Annotated in this window: 13 protein-coding genes; all 13 read right to left on the minus strand. The window is 71.7% G+C overall.

What is annotated here, in order from left to right:
• Nucleotides 1–2: 2 nt before the first annotated feature.
• The 13 genes from ACFHWT_RS22165 to ACFHWT_RS22225 all read right to left on the minus strand — a co-directional run bounded on the left by ACFHWT_RS22165 (nt 3) and on the right by ACFHWT_RS22225 (nt 17,149).
• A complete protein-coding gene (locus tag ACFHWT_RS22165; RefSeq protein ID WP_416596587.1) occupies nt 3–1,241 on the minus strand; it encodes an argininosuccinate synthase in 1,239 nt (412 codons plus the stop codon).
• 38 nt (nt 1,242–1,279) lie between these two features.
• Complete coding sequence (locus ACFHWT_RS22170) at nt 1,280–1,789, minus strand: arginine repressor (RefSeq protein ID WP_416596588.1); 510 nt, start codon at nt 1,787–1,789, stop codon at nt 1,280–1,282.
• Nucleotides 1,786–2,721 carry an ornithine carbamoyltransferase gene (gene argF / locus ACFHWT_RS22175; RefSeq protein WP_416596589.1) on the minus strand — a complete coding sequence of 312 codons (936 nt, stop codon included), beginning with the start codon at nt 2,719–2,721 and terminating at the stop codon, nt 1,786–1,788. Before argF ends, ACFHWT_RS22170 begins: the two co-directional genes overlap by 4 nt.
• Complete coding sequence (locus ACFHWT_RS22180; RefSeq protein ID WP_416596590.1) at nt 2,718–3,956, minus strand: acetylornithine transaminase; 1,239 nt, start codon at nt 3,954–3,956, stop codon at nt 2,718–2,720. The genes argF and ACFHWT_RS22180 overlap by 4 nt, the downstream gene beginning before the upstream one ends.
• The gene (argB, locus tag ACFHWT_RS22185) at nt 3,957–4,877 is read right to left on the minus strand and encodes an acetylglutamate kinase (RefSeq protein ID WP_416596591.1); all 921 of its coding nucleotides are present in this window, start codon (nt 4,875–4,877) and stop codon (nt 3,957–3,959) included. It lies immediately after the preceding gene.
• A complete protein-coding gene (argJ, locus tag ACFHWT_RS22190) occupies nt 4,874–6,061 on the minus strand; it encodes a bifunctional glutamate N-acetyltransferase/amino-acid acetyltransferase ArgJ (protein ID WP_416596592.1) in 1,188 nt (395 codons plus the stop codon). The genes argB and argJ overlap by 4 nt, the downstream gene beginning before the upstream one ends.
• Complete coding sequence (gene argC / locus ACFHWT_RS22195) at nt 6,058–7,080, minus strand: N-acetyl-gamma-glutamyl-phosphate reductase (protein ID WP_416596593.1); 1,023 nt, start codon at nt 7,078–7,080, stop codon at nt 6,058–6,060. The genes argJ and argC overlap by 4 nt, the downstream gene beginning before the upstream one ends.
• Nucleotides 7,081–7,183: 103 nt before the next feature.
• Nucleotides 7,184–7,471, minus strand: coding sequence for a DUF427 domain-containing protein (locus ACFHWT_RS22200; RefSeq protein ID WP_416596594.1), 288 nt, complete (start codon nt 7,469–7,471; stop codon nt 7,184–7,186).
• A 64-nt stretch (nt 7,472–7,535) separates the two neighbouring features.
• The gene (locus ACFHWT_RS22205; RefSeq protein WP_416596595.1) at nt 7,536–9,227 is read right to left on the minus strand and encodes a condensation domain-containing protein; all 1,692 of its coding nucleotides are present in this window, start codon (nt 9,225–9,227) and stop codon (nt 7,536–7,538) included.
• A 48-nt stretch (nt 9,228–9,275) separates the two neighbouring features.
• On the minus strand, nt 9,276–10,565 hold the full coding sequence (locus ACFHWT_RS22210; protein WP_416596596.1) for an MFS transporter: 1,290 nt from the start codon (nt 10,563–10,565) through the stop codon (nt 9,276–9,278).
• Between the two features lie 28 nt (nt 10,566–10,593).
• Nucleotides 10,594–11,772, minus strand: coding sequence for a cytochrome P450 (locus ACFHWT_RS22215; protein WP_416596597.1), 1,179 nt, complete (start codon nt 11,770–11,772; stop codon nt 10,594–10,596).
• On the minus strand, nt 11,772–15,311 hold the full coding sequence (locus ACFHWT_RS22220) for an amino acid adenylation domain-containing protein (protein WP_416596598.1): 3,540 nt from the start codon (nt 15,309–15,311) through the stop codon (nt 11,772–11,774). Before ACFHWT_RS22220 ends, ACFHWT_RS22215 begins: the two co-directional genes overlap by 1 nt.
• On the minus strand, nt 15,308–17,149 hold the full coding sequence (locus tag ACFHWT_RS22225; protein ID WP_416596599.1) for a carbamoyltransferase: 1,842 nt from the start codon (nt 17,147–17,149) through the stop codon (nt 15,308–15,310). The genes ACFHWT_RS22220 and ACFHWT_RS22225 overlap by 4 nt, the downstream gene beginning before the upstream one ends.
• Between the last annotated feature and the right edge of the window lie 47 nt (nt 17,150–17,196).

Here is a 17,196-nt window from a genome sequence, read left to right on the forward strand (position 1 = left end):
GGTCAGGCTCCCGAGCCGGGCAGCCGGGTTTGCCCGCCGGGGCCGGCGAGCCGGGTGTCGCGGGCGGTGGCCAGCCGGCTGGACAGCCCCCACAGCTGCACGAAGCCCTTCGCCTGGCTCTGGTCGAAGGTGTCACCGGTGTCGTAGGTGGCCAGGTTGAAGTCGTACAGGCTGGCCTCGGAACGCCGGCCGACGACGACCGGCCGGCCGCCGTGCAGCACCATTCGGACCTCGCCGGTGACGTGCCGCTGTGTCTCGTCGATGAACGCGTCGAGGGCCTGCTTCAGCGGGGAGAACCACAGGCCGTCGTAGACCAGCTCGCCCCAGCGCTGGTCCACGGTCCGCTTGAACCGGGCCACCTCGCGCTCCACGGTGACGTTCTCCAGCTCCTGGTGGGCGGTGATCAGCGCGATCGCGCCCGGTGCCTCGTACACCTCGCGGCTCTTGATCCCGACGAGCCGGTCCTCGACCATGTCCAGCCGCCCGATGCCCTGCGCTCCGGCGCGCCGGTTGAGCTCCACCACCGCCTGGTACGGGGTGACCGTCTCGCCGTCGACCGCCACCGGCACGCCGGCGTCGAAGGTGACGGTCACCTCGTCGGCGTCGCGCGGCGCGGCCGGGTCGGCGGTGTAGGAGTACAGGTCCTCGATCGGGGCGTTCCAGATGTCCTCCAGGAAGCCGGTCTCCACCGCCCGGCCCCACAGGTTCTGGTCGATCGAGTACGGCGACTTGTGCGACACGTCGATCGGCAGCCCCTTCTCCTCGGCCAGCGCGATCGCCTTGTCCCGGGTCCAGGCGAAGTCGCGGGCCGGGGCGACCACCTTCAGCTCCGGCGCGAGCGCGCCGATGCCGACCTCGAAGCGGACCTGGTCGTTGCCCTTGCCGGTGCAGCCGTGCGACACCACGGTGCCGCCGTGCTTACGGGCCGCCGCGACCAGATGCTTGACGATCAGCGGCCGGCTCAGCGCCGACACCAGTGGATAGCGGTCCATGTAGAGGGCGTTGGCCCGCAGCGCCGGCAGGCAGAAGTCGGCGGCGAACTCGTCCCGGGCGTCGACCACCTCGGATTCGACCGCGCCGCAGTCCAGCGCCCGCTGCCGGATGACGTCCATGTCCTCGCCGCCCTGGCCGACGTCGACCGCGACGGCGATCACCTCGGCACCGAGTTCCCCGGCGAGGTAGGGAATGGCGACCGAGGTGTCCAGGCCGCCGGAGTAGGCGAGTACCACCCGCTCAGTCATGATGTCGTGCTCCTCGTTGAATGTGCGTATCGGATAGATCAGGAGGTGGTCGGGCCCGGCGGGGTGGCGGCCCAGGTGGAGAGCTTGCCGGCCAGGTCGGCGCCGCCGGCCGGGTCGCGGGCGACGACCAGGATGGTGTCGTCACCGGCGATGGTGCCGACCACGTCCGGTAGCCCGGACCGGTCCAGCGCGCTGGCCAGGAACTGCGCCGCACCCGGTGGGGTACGCAGCACGCAGATGTTGCCACTGGCGTCGACGCCGGTGAGCAGCTCGTGCAGCAGCCGGACCAGGCGGGCCGGGGCCTGCTCGGCGGGACGCAGCGTCGGGTTGCCGTCCTCCGGGATGAGGTAGACCGCTGGGCCGCCGTCCCGGCCGCGCACCTTGACCGCGCCGAGCTCCTCCAGGTCCCGCGACAGGGTCGCCTGGGTGACCTGCATGCCGTCGGCGGCGAGCAACTCGGCCAGCTCGGTCTGCGACCGGACCGCCTTGGCCCGGATCAGCTCGGTGATCCGGGCGTGCCGGGCGGTCCGGGTCGCCGGCCCGGTCACGACGGCCCGTCCTGCTGGCGCAGCAGCCAGGCCAGCAGCGCCTTCTGCGCGTGCAGCCGGTTCTCCGCCTGGTCGAACACGGCGCTGCGCGCACCGTCGAGTACCCCGTCGGTGATCTCCTCGCCACGGTGGGCGGGCAGGCAGTGCAGCACGATCGCCTCCGGCGCGGCGGCGTCGAGCAGTTCCTGGTTGACCTGGTACGGCCAGAAGGGAGTACGCCGGTCCCGGCCGTCGCCCTCCTGGCCCATCGACGTCCAGGTGTCGGTGGCCAGCACGTCGGCGCCGTCGACGGCCTCCTTCGGATCCCGGATGACCTGCACCGACCCGCCGGTCCAGGCGGCGATCTCGCCGGCCCGGGAGACCACCGACGGGGACGGGTCGTGCCCGGTCGGCCCGGACACCCGTACATGCATCCCGGCGGTGGCCCCGGCAAGCAGGTAGGAGCTCGCCATGTTGTTCGCGGCGTCGCCGACGTACGCCAGGGTCCGGCCGGTGGTGCCGCCGCAGTGCTCCCGCACGGTCAGCAGGTCGGCGAGCAGCTGGCAGGGGTGGAACCCGTCGGTGAGCGCGTTGACCACCGGTACGCTCGCCCCTGCGGCGACCTCGGCGAGCCGGTCGTCACCGAAGGTACGCATCACGATCGCCGACACGTACCGCGACAGCACCCGACCGGCGTCGGCCAGGGTCTCGCCGCGACCGAAGTGGGTGGCCTGGGTGTCCACCACGATCGGGTTGCCGCCCAGCTCGGCGATGCCGACGTCGAACGACAGCCGGGTCCGCAGGCTCTGCTTGTCGAACAGCACCGCGACCGAGCGGGGGCCGGCCAGCGGCCGGTGGCCGTACCGGTCCGCCTTCATCGCCGCGGCCAGATCCAGCACCGCCGACTGCTCGGCCGGGCTCAGGTCGTCGTCGCGCAGCAGGTGCCGGATCACGACGCCGCTCCGGAGGTCGCCGCAGCGTCGGTGACGGCGGTGAGGACCGCTGGCAGCGCGGCCAGGAACTCGTCGGCCTGCTCCGCGGTGAGAATCAGCGGCGGAGCCAGCCGGATCAGATCCGGCTGGGCCGGATTGACCAGGAACCCGGCGTCGCGCAGCCCGGCCGCGACCGCGGCCGAGACGGGCGCGGTGAGCATCACGCCGAGCAGCAGACCGGCGCCTCGTACCCCGGCGATCAGCGGATGGCCGAGCGTCTCGACGCCCCGGCGCAACTGCTCGCCGACCCGCTTGACGTGGTCGAGCAGCCCTTCGGCGGCGATGGTGCGCAGCACGGCGAGGGCGGCGGCGCAGCAGACCGGGTTGCCGCCGAAGGTGCTGCCGTGGCTGCCCGGGGTCAGCAGCGCGGCCGGGGTCAGCTGCGCCGACGGGGTGCCCACGCCACCGACCTGGGTGTCGGCGAAGGCGATGCAGGCACCGATCGGCAGTCCGCCGCCGAGGCCCTTCGCCAGGGTGACCACGTCCGGGGTGATCCCGTCGGCCTGGTGGGCGAACCAGTGGCCGGTCCGTCCGACCCCGGTCTGTACCTCGTCGAGGGTGAGCAGGGCACCGTGCCGGGTGGTGATCTCCCGGGCGGCCGCCAGGTAGCCCGGTGGCGGCACCACCACGCCGGCCTCACCCTGGATCGGCTCCAGGATCACCATGGCGGTACGGTCGGTGACGGCGGCAACAAGCGCGTCGGTGTCGCCGTACGGCACATGGGTGACCTCGCCGGGCAGCGGCCGGAACGGGTCCGCCTTGGCCGGCTGCCCGGTCAACGCCAGGGCCCCCATGGTTCGGCCGTGGAAGCCGTCATGGGTGGCCACGACGTGGGTCCGGCCGGTACGCCGGGACAGCTTGAACGCGGCCTCGACCGCCTCGGCCCCGGAGTTGCAGAAGAACACCGCGCCGGGGCGGCCGGTGAGGGCGAGCAGCAGTTCGGCCAGGGCCACCGGCGGTTCGGCGACGTAGAGGTTCGAGACGTGCCCGAGGGTGCCGATCTGCCGGGTGACCGCCTCGACGACCGCCGGGTGGGCGTGCCCGAGCGAGTTGACCGCGATACCGCCCAACAGGTCGAGGTAGCGTCGGCCGTCCTCAGCGACGACGGTCGCGCCCTCGCCGCGCACCAGCGCCAGCGGTGGTGTGCCGTAGTTGTCCATCAACGATGCGGACCAGCGGTCCCGCAGCGAGGCCATTCAGGACTCCCCGTCGTTCGTCGGGTCAGTGACCATGGTGCCGAAGCCCTCCGAGGTGAAGACCTCCAGCAGCGTCGAGTGGGCCACCCGGCCGTCGACCACGTGCGCGGCGGGTACCCCGCCGCGCACCGCCCGCAGGCACGCCTCCATCTTCGGCACCATGCCGGCGGCGAGGGTAGGCAGCAGGTCGGCCAGGTCGTCGGCGTCGATCCGACTGATCAGACTGCCGGTGTCCGGCCAGTCGGCGTACAGGCCGGGCACGTCGGTGAGCACGACCAGCTTGCGGGCCTGCAACGCGACGGCCAGCGCGGCGGCGGCCGTGTCGGCGTTGAGGTTGTGCAGCACGCCGTCGACGTCGGGCGCGACCGTCGAGATCACCGGAATGCGCCCGGCTGCGATGATGTCGGCGACCGCCGACGGGTTGACCGTGTCGACGTCGCCGACCTGGCCGACGTCGACCGGCTCACCGTCGACCCAGGCGGGCCGGCGCACGGCGGTGAACAGCTGGGCGTCCTCGCCGGACAGTCCGACGGCGTACGGCCCGTGCTCGTTGATCAGGCCGACGAGTTCCCGGCCGACCTGGCCGACGAGCACCATCCGGACGACGTCCATCGCTTCCGGGGTGGTGACCCGCAGGCCGCCCTTGAACTCACTGGCGATGCCGAGCCGGCGCAGCATGCTGGAGATCTGCGGCCCGCCACCGTGCACCACGACCGGTCGGATGCCGGCGTAGCGCAGGAAGACCATGTCGGCGGCGAAGGCCCGCTGCAGCTGCGGGTCGATCATGGCGTTGCCGCCGTACTTGACGACCACGGTGGCCCCGTGGAAGCGGGCCAGCCAGGGCAGCGCCTCGATCAGGGTGGCGGCCTTGGTCTGGGCGAGGCTGAGGTCGCGGCTCAGCTGTCCGGGGGAATCCGTCATGTCGAATACGCCGAGTTCTCGTGCACGTACGCGTGCGACAGGTCGTTGGTCCAGATGGTCGCGGTGTCGGCACCGGCGTGCAGGCTGATGCGGATGTACACCTGCCGGCCGGTCAGGTCGACCTGGTCGCGGGGCGCGGCGGCGGCCCCGTCCCGGCAGATCCACACGTCGTTGATCGCCACGTCGAGCTGGTCGGGGTCGAACGTGGCGCTGGTGGTGCCGACCGCCGCGAGGATCCGCCCCCAGTTGGGGTCGTTGCCGAACAGCGCCGTCTTGACCAGGTTGTTGCGGGCCACCGCCCGGCCGACCTGCACCGCGTCGGCCTCACTGGCCGCGCCGACCACCTCGACGGCGACCTCCTTGCTGGCACCCTCGGCGTCGGCGATCAACTGCCGGGCCAGATCGGCGCAGGCGGCGGTGACCGCGGCGGTCAGCTCCCCGGCCGACGGGGTTACCCCGGAGGCGCCGCTGGCCAGCAGCAGCACCGTGTCGTTGGTGGACAGGCAGCCGTCGGAGTCGACCCGGTCGAAGGTGGTCCGGCAGGCTTCGCGCAGCGCGGCGTCGAGGTCGACGGCGTCGGCGAACGCGTCGGTGGTCAGAACGCAGAGCATGGTGGCCATCGCCGGGGCGAGCATGCCGGCGCCCTTGGCCATTCCGCCGACCCGCCAGGCCCGCCCACCCGGCTGTGCCGTCCGGTCCACGAGGGTCGTCTTCGGCCGGGTGTCGGTCGTCATGATCGCTTCGGCGGCGACCGGTCCGGCGTCGCCGGAGAGCCCGGCGACCGCCGACGTCACTCCGGCGAGCAGCTTGTCCATCGGCAGCCGTTCGCCGATCAGCCCGGTCGAGCAGACCGCGACCTCACCGGCCCCGACGTCCGTGCCACCTGTCGCGCTGAGGGTCGTGGCGACGTGTTCGGCGGTGGCATGGGTGTCCTGGAAGCCGCCCGGCCCGGTGCAGGCGTTGGCTCCGCCGGAGTTGAGCACCACCGCGCGCACCTTACCGGCGCGTAGTACCTGCCGGCTCCACCGCACCGGCGCGGCCTGCACCCGGTTGGCGGTGAACACCCCGGCGGCGGCGGTCGCCGGTCCGTCGTTGACGACCAGAGCGACGTCGGTCGCGCCGCTGGCTTTGAGCCCGGCGGCCACCCCGGACGCCCGGAACCCCTTCGGCGCGGTGACACTCATGGCGCAGTCCCGAATGCGGTCAGGCCGGTGGTCTCCGGCAGGCCCAGCATCAGGTTGGCGCACTGCACGGCCTGGCCGGCGGCGCCCTTGCCGAGGTTGTCGATGGCGCTGGTCACGATCACCCGTCCCGAGTCGACGTCGGCACTCACCTGCAGGTGGCAGGCGTTGGATCCGAGGGTCGCGGCAGTGGTCGGCCAACTGCCGGCGGGCAGCAGACGCACGAACGGCTCGTCGGCGTACGCGGCGGTCAGCGCCCCGCGCGCGGCGGCGGCCGGGTCGGCGGCGGCTCCGCCGGCCGGCCGGGCGGTGACCGTGGCCAGGATGCCGCGCGGCATTGGAGCCAGCACCGGGGTGAAGGACAGGCTGGTCGCTCCGGTGGCCTGCTTGATCTCCGGCACGTGCTGATGCGCGCCGACCTTGTACGGTGACAGGCTGCCCATCACCTCACTGGCCAGCAGATGGGTCTTGGCGGACCGACCGGCACCGGACGTGCCGCTGGCGGCGACCACCACGACGTCGTCGGGGGCGACCACTCCGGCGGCGATCAGCGGCGCGAGCGCCAGGGTGGTGGCGACCGCGTAGCAACCGGTGGCGGCGACCCGGTCGGCGGCGGCCACCCGGTCCCGCTGGCCCGGCAGTTCCGGAAGCCCGTACGTCCAAACCCCGGCGTGCGGGCCGCCGTAGTAGCGGGACCAGGCGGCGGCGTCGGCGAGCCGGTGGTCGGCGCCGAGGTCGACGGCCTTGACGTCGGCCGGCAGGTTGGCGGCGAGCGCGGCCGACTCGCCGTGCGGCAGGGCCAGGAAGACCAGGTCCGCAGCGGCGAGGTCGGTCGGATCGGTGGCGACGAACACCAGGTCGAGGCCGGCCAGGTGCGGGTGTACGGCGGCGACCGGCGCGCCGGCCTGGCTGTGCGCCGTGGCAGCGACCAGGTCCAGCTCGGGGTGCCCGGCGATCAGTCGCAGCAGCTCTCCCCCGGCGTACCCGCTCGCGCCGGCGACGGCGACCCGGATGATGCCCATACCCACCTCCGCATTTCTATGCAGAGGACGGTATCAGGATGCATCCGGGCCGACAAGACCCTTCCCCGGCCCGTCACGCGCCTCACGGCTCGCACCCGATTTGTCAGGTGTCAACGACCTCCACGTCACGCCAGAAGGCGACCCGGTCCCGGACCATCTCGGCCGCCGGAAGCGGTGCCGGGTAGTACCAGACCGCGTCGGCGCTTCGCCGCCCCTCATGCTCCAAGCTGCAGTAGGAGGCGTCGCCCTTCCACGGGCAGTGCGTGCTGGTGTCGGAATTCCGCACCACGTCGTCACGCAGCGACGACCTGGGAAAGTAGTGGTTTCCCTCGACGACGACCGTGTCGTCGCTCTCGGCGATCACGAGTCCGTTCCAGATGGCCTTCGGCATGAGATCCAGCGTATCCACCGGCACGGCAACGGACGCGGCGACCGACGCCGACGGGTTCACCACGTCACCGGCCGGACCCCGCCTTCCGGATCGGCTGCTCCTGCCACGCGGGCAGGCTCTCCGGCCGCTGTGGCGCTCTGGCACACACGACGTACGAATCCGGTGCCGTCACCCCGTGCCGACCACCCAGCCGGGCCATCACCGCCGCGTGCAGTTCACGCGGGCCGGTCCGCCGGTCCGCCGGCGCCGCGTACCCGACCAGCGACGTGGCCCCACCCAGAGCGGTACGGACGAACACCCGGGCCGCCGGGTCGCCGGCCGCCTCCCGCAGGGTCGCCTCGATCGAGCCGACGTCCATCCATGACGCGTTCACCTTCGCCCACCCCGCGTCGCGCTCGACCCGGTCGAGTTCGACCAGCTCGCCGAGCTTGTCGACGTCGACGTCGCGCTCCACGGCCGTGGTCAGGATCCGTTCCAGCGACCGGAGCATGGCCGCCGCCTCGTCGTTGGTGACGTGCCGTACGTCGTGGGTGAGCCCGAGTACGGCGATCGGCTCGGTCTGCAGGATGACCAGCCCGAACGGGTCCACGGCGGTCGTCTCCAGTCCCGTCTCCACCTCCGTGGCGTCGGCCCCCGCCCCCCGGTGCCTGTCGAAGACCGCGCCATGGCCGGTGCTCATGTCGTTGACCACCAGATCCCGGTGCCGGGCACATCCCCGCTCGATCCCGATCGAGTCGACCATGGCGGCGACTGCGGTGGCGTCGAAGTACGCGTACTGGTACGCGTTGAAGATCGCGGCATGGGTCTGCCGCAGTGTCTCGTAGAACGAGGGCGAGGTCGAGAACGGAACCAGCGCGCTCTGCACGATGCTGCCGACGAAGCGGCGCATCCTCGGCAACGCGCGGTTACTGTAGAGAGTGTCCAACGCGGCCAGATCGGTGTCGGTCCACCAGGACAACAACGTCGCGATGGTGGTGACCAAGACCGTCGCCGGCGTGACCCGGGCCCGAGCAGACACCTCCCGCAGTGCCGTGGCGACCGACGCGGACCTCATCGTCGAGAGTCTGACGTCCGGCGGTCCCGAGGTCCGGGCCGGAACTGACAACACGCAAGCCGGAAGCTCGTGAATCTGCTTGGCCCAGTATTTCAGGGTCCTGGCCATCCGGCGCTTCGCTTCGGGCGTCTGCTCGTATTCGGCCTGGTCCGGAGGTTGCCAGATGGGCGGGCCCACATGTCGCTCGGGCGAGGCGACGAGTTCGACGAAATCGTCCAGTACGATACCGGCCGCCACCAGGTCGGCCACGACATGGGAGAACTCGAACACGACTCGGACCGGAACCCCGGAGTGGGTGGTCACGGCCACCCGGACCGGATACTCACGGCCGTGATCGAACAGCCGCAGCGGATCGGTGATCTGGGTACGCTCCCGCGCCTGCGGCCCTAGTTCCATCACCAACACGTCGACGTAGCCGGTGCGGGAGACCCGCTGTCTGCGCCCGGCGGCGGATTCCGTGTCGTAGACCGTCCGCAGCCCTTCGTGCCGGGACACCAGTACGCCGACGGCTTCGAACACCTCCTCGACGGTATGTCCGGCCGGCAGGTCGGCGTAGAGCGCGAACACCGCGCTGTGGCTGTTCAACGCCATCCAGTCGAAGACGTTGCCCTGGGCGAGAGTCACCGGCCATTCACCCTCGCGGCTGCCCGCGAAGGGCACCCGCACCGTACGCCGGGTGATCGACGTCTCAGCTGTGGTCATCGTTCGCCTCCGATCTGGATGGTCCTTGCACGGACCGGGCCGGTCCGGCTACTTCCGGTTGCTGTGCACGGCTTCGTCGGCGACCGCCGATTCACTCCGCGCCGGTTGCGGCGAGGGCTCGTTCGGCGCGGCGTCCGCGCCGTCACCCGGTGCCGGCTGCGGTGCCGGTGCCGGCTGTGGGCGCACCAGCAGCCGTAGCCCGCAGAGCACGATGACCACCGACAGCAGGGCCAGCAGGAGCCGGTAGTCCATGACGACGATGAGCGCCGCGGCCAACCCGATACAGGCCGTCTGCGGAACCGTCACCATCACCCCGGCGGTGGTGAAGACCCGGCCCTGCAGCCGCGGTGGCGTATGCCGCTGCAGCGTCGTGTTCCATCCGATCGAGAACCAGGTCACCGCCAGCCCGACCCCGATCGCCCCGCCCAGCACCACCGAGGTGGCGCCGACAGCCAGCACGGCGCAGCCGATGCCCAACCCGATCAACGCCCCGCCGATGGCCCGGGCCTCGCCGACACGGCGCAGCAGCCACGCCCCGGTGAACCCGGCGATGATGGAGCCGATGCCCTGCACACTGACGATCACGCCGAAGAACGCCGCCGGCCGGTGCAACCCCTCCTCGACCACGACGAAGATGATCGGTTCCAGGAATCCCACCGCCCCGAACGCGACGGCGCTGAGCACCGTGACCTGAGTCAGCAACGGAACGGAACGGATGTAGCGAATGCCCGCGAGGACCTCGCTGCTGAACCGCTCCCCGGTACGTTCCGGCTGCGACTCGGTGACCCGCACCGTCGCCAGAGCGACGATCGCCGCGACGAAGGTCAGCGCGTCCAGCAGCGCCAGCATGTGGCCGCCGAGCGCCGCGTAGATGCCGGAGCCGACCAGCGGCGCCAGGATTCGAGTGAACCCGAACAGCGTGCCGAACGCCGCGTTGGCCGACCCCAGGTCCTGGTCCGGCAGCAGGTCCTTGAGCAGGGCGCTGCGTCCCGCGGTGAGCACCGTGGAGACACAGCCGTATAGGACGGCGACGGTATAGATGATCCAGGTCTGTTCGGCGGAGCGCACGAACAGCAGTGCCAGCACCGCCACCGCGGCGAATGCGTTGGTGGCCATCAGCAGCGGCTTACGCCGAATCCGGTCGATCTGCCGGCCGACGAACGGGGCGAACAGCACCGGTACGCCCATCGCGAGGAAGACGACACCGGCCGCCGAGTTGCTACCGGTGAGTTCCTTGACCCAGATACCGAGGGCCAGCAACAGTGCGGTGTCCCCGAAACCGGACAACGCGTCGCCGACGTACAACCGCCGGAACTGGGGATCTCGGATAGCACTCACTCAACTCAACGCCTCTCGGTTCGACGGCTCACGGACGGACAGGCTCCAGCCGTACCCGCAGGTGGCGGTAGCCGTGGACCAGGTTGGACCGCAGTTGCACCGGCTCCCCGAGCACGGCGACGGACTCCACGAGTTCGGTCAGCGCGGTCAGCAGCGCCCGGAGTTCCAGCCGGGCGAGCGCCGCGCCGAGACAGTGGTGTGGCCCGTGTCCGAAGCCAAGGTGCTGGTTGGCCCGCCGGTCGGGTCGGAAATCGTCGGCCGCGTCGAAGTGCCGCGGGTCGCGGTTGGCCGCCGGCAGCCAGGCGACCACCGTCTCGCCGCAGGTCACCCGCTGACCGGACAGGTCGAGGTCAGCGGTGGCGACCCGCAGCACATGCATCGCGGGTGAGGTCCACCGGATGATCTCTTCGACGGTTGGCCCGACCAGATCCGGATCCGCGCGCAGCCGGGTCAGGGTTCCGGGCGCGGTGGCCAGGGCGTGGAAACAGCCGGCGATGGCGTGCCGGGTGGTCTCGTTCCCGCCGACGAGCACGTTGTCGCAGTTGAGCAGCACCTCGCGCAGGCCCAACCGGCGGTCGCCGGCCAACGCGCTGATCAGGTCGTCACCCGGGTTGCGCCGCCGGGCTGCCACCAGGTCGGCCAGGTAGAGGATCATCTCCGAATGCGCCGCCTCCGGTGACATCTTGGCGAACGTGTCGTCGGCGCCACCGAAGGCGTGATTGGTCAACTCGATGAGCATGTCGCGGTCGGCCTCCGGCACCCCCAGGACCCGGCAGACGACACTGGCCGGGATCACCGGGGCGAGGGTCGCGGCGACATCGACGCTGCCGGTGGCGACAGCGTCCGCGACGAGTCCCCGTACCTCCTGCCGGACGGCCTCGTCCAGGGTTTCGGCCATCGCCCGGGACAGGAAGGGCATGATGACGCTGCGCAGCTGGCCGTGCTGCGGGCCGTCGGCGACGACCAGCATCCCGCCGCCGGCCTTGTCCGGATGGTCCCGGTCGAAGCCGATCATCATCCCGTACTCGGAGGTGAACGGCGCCTTCGGTGACAGCACCGTCCGGCACGCGGCCATCGAGAAGACCGACCAGAAGCCGCCCGGTGACGTACCAGGTTCGCTCCACAGCACGGCGTCCGCGGCGGCGTTGCGGTGCCAACGGGCGAACCGGCCGGAGTCGAGGTAGAGATCGGGATCGCCAAGGTCCACTACCGGGCACCTTCCGTCGCGTCGGCGCCGCTGACCCGCGTACGGACGAGGTCGGTGACCTCGCCGGCCAGATCGGCGAAGGAGGGCCGCCGGAACACGGCGAGGATCTGCAGATCGACGTGGAACTGCCGGTGCACCGCCCCGACCAGGTGCAGGGCCTTGATCGAGGTTCCTCCCAGCTCGAAGAAGTTGCTGTCGACGCCGAAGTCGGCGACTCCGAGCAGGTTCCGCCAGATGTCGGCGAGCCCGGCGGAGACCGGGTCGGTCGGCAGCGGATCCGTCGGCGGCCGATCCCTCGGCGGCAGCGGTACGTCGGCCACTGGCGCGCCGGCCACCGCGGCGTCCGGGACCGCTGCCGACCCCGCATCGCGGTACAGCGCCGCCAGCGCCGAGCGGTCCACCTTGCCGTTGCGGGTCATCGGCAGCCGGTCGACCCGGTGACACCGCGCCGGCACCATGTACGCCGGCAGGTTGGCCCGCAGGTGCTCCCGGACCTCGGCCGGGTCGGCCGGACCGGTCAGTACGGCGACCAGTTCGGTTCCGCCCTCGGCGGTAACTGCGGACACCGCGCCGTCGCCCACCCCGGGGCAGGCCCGCAGTGCCCGCTCCACTTCGCCCAGCTCGACCCGGAACCCGCTGACCTTGACCTGGTCGTCGCGACGGCCCAGGAACACGACCCCGCCGTCGGGCAGCAGCCGCACCCGGTCGCCGGTGCGGTAGAGCCGGTCACCGGGCCGGGCCGCGAACGGGTCGGCGACGAAAGTCGCGCAGCTCCGGCGGGCATCGTTGACGTAACCGTCGGCGAGCCCCTGGCCCCCGACATACAGTTCGCCGGTGTCGCCGGGCGCGACCGGGGTCAGCCGGTCGTCGAGGACCCGCAGGTACGTGCCGTCGATGGCCCCGCCGATCGGGATGACGCCCCGCGCCAGGTCCGTGTCGGTGACCCGGTGCGCGGCGGAGAAGGTGGTGTTCTCGGTCGGGCCGTACGCGTTGAGCAGTTGCTGGGGGGCGCCGGCGGCGAGCATCCGCCGGACCTGGTCCAGCGCGTACTGGTCGCCGCCGATGAGCAGCACCCGCAGACCGGCGAAGGCGTCTGCGACGTGCGCGACGATCGCGTTGAGCAACGCGTTCGTGGTGAACATGACGCTCACGCCGGTGCGGGCGAGCAGCCGTGCCATCTCGTGGGGGGACAGGGCGACCTCGCGGGGCACCACCGCCAGCGTCGCGCCAGCGCACAATGCCCCCCAGATCTCCAGGGTGGCCGCGTCAAAGGCGACGTTCGACAGGTGCGCGACCACGTCCTGCGGGCGGATCCGCAGGTAGTTCGAGCGGGGCACCAGCCGGCAGATCGCCTCGTGCGGGATCACCACGCCCTTGGGCGTACCGGTGGACCCGGAGGTGTACATGACGTATGCCGCGTGCCGTACCGTCACCGGGACCGCTGGTGTGGGCCGGGGCGCGTCGCGGACCTCGGCCAGCGCCTCGGCCAGCCCGACGGTCCGCACCTCATCCGGCGCGTGCGCCGCGGAGCCCTGTTCGCACAGCGCCAGCCGGACGTCGCTGTCGCGCATCATGGCCCGGCTGCGGCCGGGCGGCTGGGCGACGTCGATGGGAAGGTACGCCGCACCGGCACGCAGCACGGCCAGGAAGGCGGTCACCGCGTCGGCGCCCCGCTCGGCGACGACCGCAACCCGGTCGCCCGGTCGGACTCCCTCGCTGACCAGGCGACCGGCCAGTGCGGACGCGGCGGCGTCCAGTTCGCCGTAGGTCACGTCGCGCTGTCCGTGCCGGATCGCGACGGTCGACGGGTGGACCCGTGCCCGGGCCGCCACCAGTTCATGCACCGGACCCGCGGCCGGCTGACGGCGGTACCCGTCGCCGCCCCCCACCGAACCGGCCGCAGCGTCCGGCAACGAACCGACCGGCTCGTCCGACGCTGGACCGGTCGGAGCATCCAGCAGCGGACCGACCGGCTCGTCCGGTGCCGAGACGAGGTGGGTCAGGCTCGTCAGCAGCCGGTTGTGCAGGTGTTCGGCCCGGCCCCGGCTGAACAGGTCACTGCTCGCCTCCAGCATGGAGGTCGACGACGCGGCGTCGGTGGTGACGGTCCAGAGCAGTTCGTACTTGGCTGTACCGGTGGGCAGCACCATCCGGGTCGCCTGGGCGCCGGTCGGCGCCCAGTGCCACCGACGGTTGTCCACATGCGAAATGCTGACCTGGGTGAGAGGGTGGTGGCGGGCACCACCGGTCCCGGCCGCCTCCGCCACCAGCTCCTGCAACGGGGTCTGCTGGTAGGCCAACGCGGCACTGACCAACGCCCGCACCTCGGTGACCAACTGACGGAACGTGACGTCGGCGCTCACCCGCACCCGGATCGGCAGGACGTTGACGAACATCCCGACGGTCTGCTCGTCGTCAGCTGTCCGGCCGCTCAGCGGCGCGCCGACCACGACGTCGGCCGGGTCGGCGACGGCTTCCCGGCCAGCGGTGGCGTCCCGGCCAGCGGCGGATGGGGTCGCGGTGGCCCGGCCGAGGAAGGCCGCGTAGGCCGCCAGCAGCACCATGAACTCCGACGCCGAGGCGGCGATCGCCAACTCAGCCAGGCGGGCGACCAGGTCGGGTTCGAGTGCCGCGCTCACCACCTCGCCGTCCGGTCCCACCACGTCCGGCCGGGTACGGTCGGCCGGCAGTGCCATCCGGCCGCCGAGCCCCGCCAACTGGCCACGCCAGTAGTCCCGCGACGCCGTCGGGTCGGGCCGTCCGGCCAAGCCCCGACGGCTCAGCGGCGGCAAGTCCCGGCTCAGCCCCACACGCTCGCCGTACCGCTGCTGCAACTGTCGGTCGAGCAGGTCCAGGGAGTGCTGGTCGGCGATCAAATGGTGCAGGGTGAGCAGCAGCACGTGCCGGTCCGACCGTTCGATCACCAGGCTGGCCCGGGCCAGCGGCGCCACGTCGGTGGGGATCGGACGGCGCACCTCGGCGGCGATGTGCCGGCCGGTCTCGGCGGCGGCCCGCTCGGGTTCCTCCCCGGACAGGTCCAGCACCGTCCAGCTCGGCGTGGCTGCCGACTGGACCAGCCGTCGGCCGTCCGCGGTGAAGCAGGTCCGCAGGGCTTCATGGTCGGACACCAGGTCCTGCAGGACGGCGTGCAGGGCCTCGGTGTCCAGTTCGCCGTCGAACTGGTAGCGGACCGGCACGCAGTACAGCGGTGACCCTGGATGCAGCCGGTCCAGGAACAGCATGCGCTCCTCGGTCGGCGACATCGTCGTCGGCCGCACCGACGGGGCCAACTGGGCGAGGAACGTGCCGACGTCTACCGGGCGCCGGTAGGTGAACAGCAGATCGAGGTCGACCGGAATGCCGGTACGTCGGCGAAGTTCGAGCGCTACCTCGACGGCCTGCAGCGACTGCCCGCCGAGATCGAAGAAGTCGGCGTCCGGCTCGACATCGGCCCGCTGGAGAACCTGACCGAACGCGGTACGGACGACTTCCTCGAAGGCGGGCGCGTCGGCGGTGACCCGCTCGTCGTCGATGGTCATTGCGTCCTCCCCGATCCGGCACCGGCAGCGACCCCGGAGTCACCGTCGGGCTCGGCGCGCTCTGTCCCGGCAAGTCCTACATCGACCCGCCGGACCAGCACATCGCCGATGACGAGGGCGTCGAGGGTCGATCGCGCGAAGGTGGCGACCGCGTCGACGGCAGTCCGCACGATCGGCTGCCCGCGCAGGTTGAACGACGTGTTGACCAGCACCGGCAGTCCGGTGCGGTGGCCCATCTCGCGGAGCAGTCCCCAGAACAGCGGCGCGGAGTCACGCTCCACCACCTGCACCCGGGCCGACCCGTCGACGTGTGTCACGGCGGGCAGTCGGTCCTGGAACGGTGGTCGGACACCGGTGACCGTCAGCATGTGGCGGTACGCCGACTCGGTGCCCGGTGCGATGTCGAAGTACGTCGCGGCGTCCTCGACGGGCACCGCCGGGGCGAAGGGGCGGAACTCCTCCCGCTGCTTGACCACGGTGTTCAGATGGGCACGCATGGTGGGCGAGCGTGGGTCGGCGAGGATGCTGCGGTTGCCGAGGGCACGGGGGCCGAACTCCATCCGCCCCTGGCACAGTGCGACGGTGGCACCCCGCTCGATGAGTCCGATCACCTCCGGGATCAGCTGTTCGCCGGCGTACCGGCTGGATTCGAAGCCCGGGCCGAGGTCGCGCAGTGCCGCGTCCACCTCGGCGTCGGTCGGGCCGTCGCCCCAGTACGGCATCCGCATGCTGGTCGGCGGTGCCGGGCGTTCCTGGCGCAGCGCGTACAGAGCCGCCCCGAGCGCGCTGCCGTCGTCGCCGGCGGCGGGCTGGATGAACACCTCGTCGAACAGCCCGCTGCGCAGCACCACTCCGTTGGCGGTGCAGTTGAGCGCCACGCCGCCGGCCATGCAGAGCCGCCGCAGGCCGGTCCGGCGCCGGTGTTCGCCCAGCACGTGCAGCAGCGTCCGCTCCAGCGTCGCCTGCAGTGCGGCGGCCACGTCCATGTGGTGTGACGTCAGGTCGGAGTCGGGTTCACGAGCCGGTCCCAGTCTCTCCTCCAGCAGACGCAGCACGCCCTGGTGCGTCTCGCGCTCCAGCGGGGACTTGTTGGCCGACAGCAACGGGATGGCGAAATCCCCGTCGGGCTTGAGCTGGACGAACTCGTCGAGCGCGGCCCGGTGCCGGTCCCGGTCGCCGTACGGCGCCAGACCCATCACCTTGTACTCGTCCATGCCGGCCTGGAAGCCCAGGTAGTGGGTGAAGACGCTGTAGAGGATCCCCAGCGAACTCATGATCGGGAAGGTGGCGCACCGGCGCAGCGCGGCGCCGCGACCCTCGAACACCGACAACGATTCCTGCTCGCCCATACCGTCGGCCACCACGACCAGCGCCTCGTCGAAGCCGCTGAGGTAGTAGCTGCTGGCGGCGTGTGCCTCGTGGTGGCGGACGTGGACGATCCGGGGGTCGGCGAGGTCGGCCGGATAGTGGGCGCGGAAGATCTCCCGCTGCACCTCCTGCGCGTACACCTGCTCGTACCACCGGGTCGAAAGGTGATCGAGCCGCCAGACCGGCGACGGCTCGTACCGGAAACCGTGGGCGACCATGTCGACGTCGCGCATCGACACCCCGGCGATCCGTAGGCACGCGTCGATCGCGTCCTTGGGAAAGTGGCCGGTCCCCTTCACGCCGTCGTAGCGCTCCTGCGCCGCGGCGGCGAGCACCCCGGTCTCGTCGACCAGCGCCGCGGCGGAGTCCAGGCCCTGGACGATCCGCTGTTCCCGGTGCCAGCCGTCGCCGAGGATCGCCCGTTTGAGCGCCATGCTGCGGTCGAGGCCGCTGAATCCCAGCGTCAGCATTGTCATCAACCTTCGTTCGCAGGAGTACTGATCGACCGGCGGACGAC

It is taken from the genome of Micromonospora sp. LOL_021, from assembly GCF_048060215.1.
Lineage (GTDB): Bacteria > Actinomycetota > Actinomycetes > Mycobacteriales > Micromonosporaceae > Micromonospora_E.